Source organism: Bombella mellum (assembly GCF_014048465.1).
Lineage (GTDB): Bacteria > Pseudomonadota > Alphaproteobacteria > Acetobacterales > Acetobacteraceae > Bombella > Bombella mellum.
Map to the genome: position 1 here is coordinate 383,704 of NZ_PDLY01000002.1, position 6,581 is coordinate 390,284.

The 6,581-nt window shown below is 55.8% G+C and carries 6 protein-coding genes, 1 tRNA gene and 1 rRNA gene; all 8 read right to left on the bottom strand.

Annotated elements, in window-relative coordinates:
- Nucleotides 1-35: 35 nt before the first annotated feature.
- Nucleotides 36-956 carry a type IV secretion system protein gene (locus CPA56_RS04865; RefSeq protein WP_182040898.1) on the bottom strand — a complete coding sequence of 307 codons (921 nt, stop codon included), beginning with the start codon at nucleotides 954-956 and terminating at the stop codon, nucleotides 36-38.
- Between the two features lie 121 nt (nucleotides 957-1,077).
- Nucleotides 1,078-1,764: a type IV secretion system protein gene (locus tag CPA56_RS04870; protein ID WP_326831294.1), complete on the bottom strand. Its 687-nt coding sequence runs from the start codon at nucleotides 1,762-1,764 to the stop codon at nucleotides 1,078-1,080.
- A 10-nt stretch (nucleotides 1,765-1,774) separates the two neighbouring features.
- Entirely contained in the window at nucleotides 1,775-4,147 is a 2,373-nt protein-coding gene (locus tag CPA56_RS04875) for a VirB4 family type IV secretion/conjugal transfer ATPase (protein ID WP_182040899.1), read from the bottom strand.
- On the bottom strand, nucleotides 4,147-4,470 hold the full coding sequence (locus CPA56_RS04880) for a type IV secretion system protein VirB3 (RefSeq protein ID WP_077395798.1): 324 nt from the start codon (nucleotides 4,468-4,470) through the stop codon (nucleotides 4,147-4,149). Before CPA56_RS04880 ends, CPA56_RS04875 begins: the two co-directional genes overlap by 1 nt.
- Before the next feature lie 3 nt (nucleotides 4,471-4,473).
- Nucleotides 4,474-4,800: a pilin major subunit VirB2 gene (gene virB2, locus CPA56_RS04885; protein ID WP_182040900.1), complete on the bottom strand. Its 327-nt coding sequence runs from the start codon at nucleotides 4,798-4,800 to the stop codon at nucleotides 4,474-4,476.
- A gap of 10 nt (nucleotides 4,801-4,810) precedes the next feature.
- Nucleotides 4,811-5,566, bottom strand: a complete 756-nt coding sequence (locus CPA56_RS04890) for a lytic transglycosylase domain-containing protein (protein ID WP_229707403.1) — start codon at nucleotides 5,564-5,566, stop codon at nucleotides 4,811-4,813.
- 786 nt (nucleotides 5,567-6,352) lie between these two features.
- Nucleotides 6,353-6,429, bottom strand: a tRNA-Met gene (locus CPA56_RS04895).
- A gap of 38 nt (nucleotides 6,430-6,467) precedes the next feature.
- A 5S ribosomal RNA gene (gene rrf, locus CPA56_RS04900) occupies nucleotides 6,468-6,581 on the bottom strand.

The following is a 6,581-nucleotide window of genomic DNA, read 5'->3' on the forward strand; positions in this document are numbered from 1 at the left end:
AACTCCCTTCCCGATCTACAAGTATCCAGTTTTCTTTACTTAAACATCCTGCGGGCAATATTGTTCGCCGTCCTGCTTCCTGAAGACGGACCTCCAACAACACTGCTCATTGCTGACCCAGCCGACCTGACTTCTATCCCACCACCGATGATGGCGGCGACGGCAGGAAGAAGATTGACGATGGCAGCGCAGATCGTCACGAAAATCGTCGCATTGAACATGGCTCCGATCGCAACCGCTCCCAGTCCCTGACTGAGGAACTCGTCCAGAGCGATCTTGTAGAGGTAAGCGTTGATGCCATCCGCAAAGACCTTCACGGAGATGTCCACCATGGCCGACAGGAGAATCAGGCCGACCATCTGCCCGATCCATTTTTCCGCAAAACCACGCGTTGCCTCGAAAAGGAAACCAGCAATCACGAACGGTCCGATGGTCAACACGACATCCATCACCACCTGTGCGCAGAGATAGATGGTGAAGACCTCACCGAGCATGAGACCATTGCAGGTATCAATTATGGCCAGCCTCTGATGGTCGGAAACCTGCCAGATGGAGAGAAGGGCCTTGATCGCAGCCGAAGTTCCCGAGAGTTTGGCCATGATGTCATCCAGCAGCTCCGGGGTGCTCAGGGCCTGACCGGACGTGATGGTGGAAGCAATCCAGTTTGGCAGTCCATTACGGAAGAACTGGACGACGTAAGTGTTGTACACACCGGCCTCCAGGATGAAGGCCGACACGAGGGCGACACGAATGATCCGCGTGATGCCACGCCGCACGTCTATGTCCCCTCGCATGACAAGAATGCCCGTCACGATCACCCACAGGACAATCAACGCACTGAAAGGTGCAGCAAGTGCCCCCAGCATGTTGCTGACGAGCGAATTCATCCTGTTGTCGAAATCCACCACGATCTGATCACTGACAGCTTCAAAAACGTCTCTTGCGTATATCCTCATCGACCATTCACTCCCCCGACGCCCCCAGACGAAACCTTCTCACCGTCCGGCCCCATCGCCCCCTTAGCCCAGGCACACCCTGCCTGCGCCATATGCGGCATCATGTTCCTTTCCCTGGTGGTTAGTTCCCCCTCTTCCACCAGTCGGCCGCCTTGAGCTCATCGGCACGCCCCTCCAGCCTCTCCTGCATCTGCTGATTTGCCATCTGCGCCTGGGACAGCGTCTGCAGGTTCTGCGCCTCCGCCATCTGCGCCTGAACGGCCTGAGATTCGACGGCAATCCGCCCATTTATGGCCGCAACTTGTGTGATATCTGTGGCGCCACGCAATGTCTCCTGCATCTCATTCAGGCTGTTCAGCCGCTCGTCGAGTGACGTCAGGTTCTGCATCGCAAGCCCCCGAATATTGGCAAGAGACGCTGTCCCCTGCCGCAGAAACTGGCTGATCGGGTCCTTGTCCTGATCTGACACCACATAGCGATTCAGACCTGCAAAATGCTGGGCATACTGACTCAGCTTGCCGGTATCCGCAGTAATCTGATCAACAATCTCCTCAGCACTCGGGAGCGGATGCTGCAGGATTCGCCGCTTGAAATCGCTGAGCATGCCATTGAACACATCCGGCACATTTTTGAACATGTTATACTGCTGGGTCAGCTGAAAAACCTCCCTGGCCGTATTGGCGATACTCTGTGTAATACTGCCATTATCCATCACCATGATCTGTGCTCTTGCAGGACGCACGCTGACGGTCAGAACCATGACCGTGGCCAGCATGACCGCAGCCAGACTGACAATCTTTCCCACCACCTTATTCTCCTCAGTCTCTGGCCTCGTGATAACGGCTCATGAAATGCTCAAGCCACTGGCCTGGATCGTTGCCGTATTTCATGCGCAGCTGCTCGGCAAAGTTGGCCCTGTTCGCCCGCCCCGAAAGCACGGCGATATATTCCGGCATGGAGGACAGGTCGAACTCGCATATGACGCTGCCATTCTCACGCTTCATGAGGAAGCGTTTGGGGTCTCCCACCATCCCCTCACGGATGGCAGCATACTCACCTTCCGTGCAGCTCAGCCCCGTCATGTAGGCCATCCTGTCTGCCGTCGGAGACGGGTACAGGATCTTGGTCATGCACTGCGCCACCAGAGACGCCCCCAGCTTTGATTCCAGCACATGCTCCGGCTGCTGCGTTGCCAGAATCAGCATTCCGTTATTCTTCCGGACCGTCAGCAGGAACTTGTCGATGACCGCCGCAAACTTCGGATCCAGAAGATAGGCCCTGAACTCGTCACAGCTCATGAGGAACCGGCGGCCATCCACCACCTTCTCGATCCTGTAGAGCAGATACGCTGCCGTAGGGGCACATATCTCCTCATGATCAAGGAAAGCGGTCAGGTCAAAACCCGTGATGGCACTGGACAGGTCCACACTGTCCTCATCGCCATCGAACAGCCACCCCAGGGCTCCCCCACGGCACCACCGTTCCAGCCGTGCCCCGGCTCCCTCCGCCGGACCATGCATGAGGAACTGACGCACCCCTGCCAGAGACCGCATCTCAACCGGATAGCTCATCTGACGGGCAATGCCACGCTGAAGCCGCTTGGCATCCTCCGACGATATGCCGCCCTTGCCATCACTTTCGATGAGACCGGTAATCCACTGCCGCAGGAACTCGACATCGTCTGCGTCCCCGCTCAGGCCACGCATCGGGGCAAGGCCACAGGGCACGCCCCGTTTCAGCACGAGATATGTGCCCCCCGTCGCCAGCACGAGGAGCTGTCCGCCTCGATCCTTGTCGAAGAACACGACGGCACCATTCACGGTGGAAAGGGCCTGTTCCATCATCGCCATGATGTACATGAGAATGGTGGTCTTTCCGGAACCGATCGGACCGAAAATGGCCGTCATCCCGACATCCTTCACATGCGGGACGTAGTCATACGGCGTCGCACCATCAGTCCTGAACCGGGCAATGGCGGTTCCCCAATGCCCTGCCCTAGCACCGGCCGGGAAGTTGTCAAACGTGGAAAGGCTGGCAAAGTTGGTGCTGTTTATGCTTCCGGCCCGCGTCCTAAACTCCCAGTTGCCCGGCAGCTGCGACCAGAAGGCCGCCTCCAGTGCCATGATCTCCTGCACGACCACGGCCCCGGCATCGGTAAGACGGGCCCGTGCCCGGGCACTTCTTTCACCCAGATCGGCCAGATTGTCCGCATACACGGCAAGCGAGAAATGATGCGTTCCAAAAACGAACTCGTTGGAAATGAGCCTGTCCACGGCGTCCGTCAGCTGATCCATCTGACTGGACGCCTTGTCACCGGAACTCGCCATCTGGTTGGTCTTCAGCGTCAGTCTTTCATCGGCCTGCGCCCGTGTCAGAAACCCGAAGGACTGGCTGATCACTATGGGAAACTCGACGCTCAGAAGCGTATTGAGCATTCCCGGCCGGGTTTTGGCCGGATACTCACGGAAGGAGAAAATGCCACCCACCTTGCTGTGGTCGAGCGACCTTATCTCAAATCCCCGCTTTCCGCAGATGACCCGATCCGTATAGAGCGAAGCTCCAAGAGACCCGGAGACCAGTGGGACGGGCATCCAGCAGGCCGAGATGATGAGGCGCAGGGCCTCGCCAATTTCCGTGAACACCACATCGTTGGCCTCCCGCAGTCCAAGGCGGCGGACTCCATACCTGTCCAGCGCAGATGACACGACCTGCCAGATGTCCTCAAGCTGTCTTACGACTGCGCCGCTCCCCTCGTCTGGTGCCTTCTTGCCGAGGCGCATCATCTTGCTGCCCATCTTGCCCAGGACATTCCGGGGAGAGACGATCACCGAAAAGAAATAATCATTCCGATAAAGACGGTCCTTCAGCACACGCTCGTTGAAAGCTCGATGCAGGTTACGGGAAAACTCCGAACGGAACTGGGTGTCAGGCAGCTCCGGCACATCCGGATGCCGGATGAGATGCGTGTAGACGGTGACATTGTCATCAGCAATGTTGCGCAGGACCGTATTGAGATTACGTTTGCGCCCATTCCTTACCGATATTTCTTCCAGCTCGAAGGGCACGCCCTGCACATGCCCCATGGCCATGACAGACCCGTCACGCAGCAGCACGACATCCTTGGCGATATGCCCCACATAAGGCAGGTAGATTTCACCAGACCGCTCGACAACTCCGGACCTTCCGAACATCAGACGATCCCTCTTCCACGCTTCGGAACCCTGACGGGATTGGGGCTGACCGAGGCCCCACCCCAGACCGACCTGTCGATCGCACGCCCGGACGTCCTGATCGCAATATAGGCAACATTGACGGCGTTATAATCACGGGAGACGAGCACTTTTGCTCCGAACCACAGCGGCACCATCAGGACCTCATAAAGAGGGTTCTTGAGAAAAACGATGATGAAACCGGCAATCATCAGAAACAGCCCAGCCAGCGGCAGCGGCACGCCCGCCACCAGTGCTGGCCGGGTGGCGGCCAGGAACAGAGTGTCTTCGTCCAGTTTTTCCACGCCTCAGCCTCCCGTGAGCATCTTCCCGAGAGAGGAAGCACCGAACATGATGATGATTCCTCCGACAACGCCCGAAACGGCCATCAGCGAAGCACGCCCGAACATCCACATGAGGCCGACGGCAATGATGCCGAGGATGGCAAGGCTCTGCCCGAATGCTCCAAGGATGAATGAGCAGATGTTGTTGATCATCGTTTCCGGAGAGAGACCGCCCGAAACGCCTGCTGCACGTGCGACAGACGGAAGAGCGACAAGGCCCATCACCCATGCGGACCTGACTGCCCGGATGGACCTTTCACGAAGCACGACGCCTTTTGACAGTGTCAACATGTCTTGTTCCTTAATGAAGAGAAGAGAAGACCACAGGACTGTCCGTGGCCTGAACAAACAACGCAGCATCAGATGCACGCGGCTGGTCCGCATTTTTTTTCGCATCAGATGCAGGGCTGTATTCGGGGCTGCCCCACACATCCCACGAAGGGGGAGCGTCCGGATCGACGGCAGCCGAAACCTGCGGGGCTGGTGAAGAGACCTTCACCTCACCCGGCACTGAACCAACATCAAGAGCGGGCACCATCCTGCGTGCAGAAGCCTCGACTTTCTTCACATAACCATTTGTGAAGCCACGTTGGGCATCCCCCGTATTGTACCGGGAGATCGTCACACGCAGGGCCGCCTGCTGCTCCTCATGTGTCTGGCCGCCCACATAGGCATCCGAGAGAATGATGGAGGCCACACCTATCGACACGCATGGATCAAAAACGTCACGGACCTGCAGACCAAAACGTGGAAGATTGTGAGAATTGATCTGCATGAGGCCAAGATCGACCGAATGACCCGATGCGATCAGGGTCGATGCCATTTCAGCAGCCTGCCGATCATCGGCCGCCCTGAAGACTTTCTGCGTATCATTGTCATGCAGCAAGAAAGGCTCGAAACCAGATTCCGTCTGCGCAATCGACGCAAGCGTGACAGGGGCCACATTTGGTCCACAACGCAAGGCAAGCTGCCCGAAATCCTTGATGGCCAGTGGTTGGGCAGCAGCTTCACCCACTTTCCATGACAGCACACCAGCCATGAAGACGAAGCCGACCATCCTGAATGCCCCGCTCCAAGTCAGACGTCCCGCTTGGGCAGTCATCCCATCATATGACGACCGGTCTGAAAAAGGTCGACGAACGCCATCCGCCTTCCCCACAGCTTCCCACCCCACAAGGATGGGAAGAGCAGCCTGGGAACCGGCTGAAACCGTCTGCTTCTTCAAAACTGAAGATGGTTCCATCAAGACGTCAGAACCCCTTGCATGGCATTACACGATGAATTTGCCTTGGAAGGTAACTATCAGGAAAAAATAAATATTCTGTTATTTTTCTATGTTGAAATGGAAGATAAATCTGTAAATTTACTTTGTTTTTATAAGAAAATTCTATCTATTTTCAGAAAATACTTTTGAATATGACAATAAAATCAGAGGACTATGGAAAAGCCTGTATCTTGTTGTAGACGCATTGAAACTAACCTGAACAGGATGAGTCTTTCCCTCATCAAGAAACTCTTTACTCTTTTACAAAGGGTTTAGCCATAACAAGAGATACAAAAGCATAATAGAGAAAGGTCACACATATGACCTTTCTCATTTTCATAAAAACCATCCCTTCTTGACACTTTCCCCTCAAGGGAAAGGATTTACGTCATAAACAGAAACAGATGGTCTTCAGAGGCTACCATAGACAAATCGGTAGGGAAACCACGGCATTCTCAACACCATCGGTCTACGTGGGGAGGATAGCATAGGTTAGAGAATATGTGGAGTGATGCCACGCAGCCTTATTTCTGGCTCGAGCCTGACGACCTGATTTATATTTGAGGGGGAGTATATGGATGGATGCGGGGGTAGGATTTGAACCTACGACCTTCAGGTTATGAGCCTGACGAGCTACCGGGCTGCTCCACCCCGCGTTGGTGGGTGGTTTTTATGGGGGTGGGTGAGCGAGGGGACCTGGCGGCGACCGACTTTTCCGCTCCTTAAGGAGCAGTATCATAGGCGCTGGAGGCTTTAACGGCCGAGTTCGGGATGGGATCGGGTATGGATCCTCCGCCATGGCCACCAG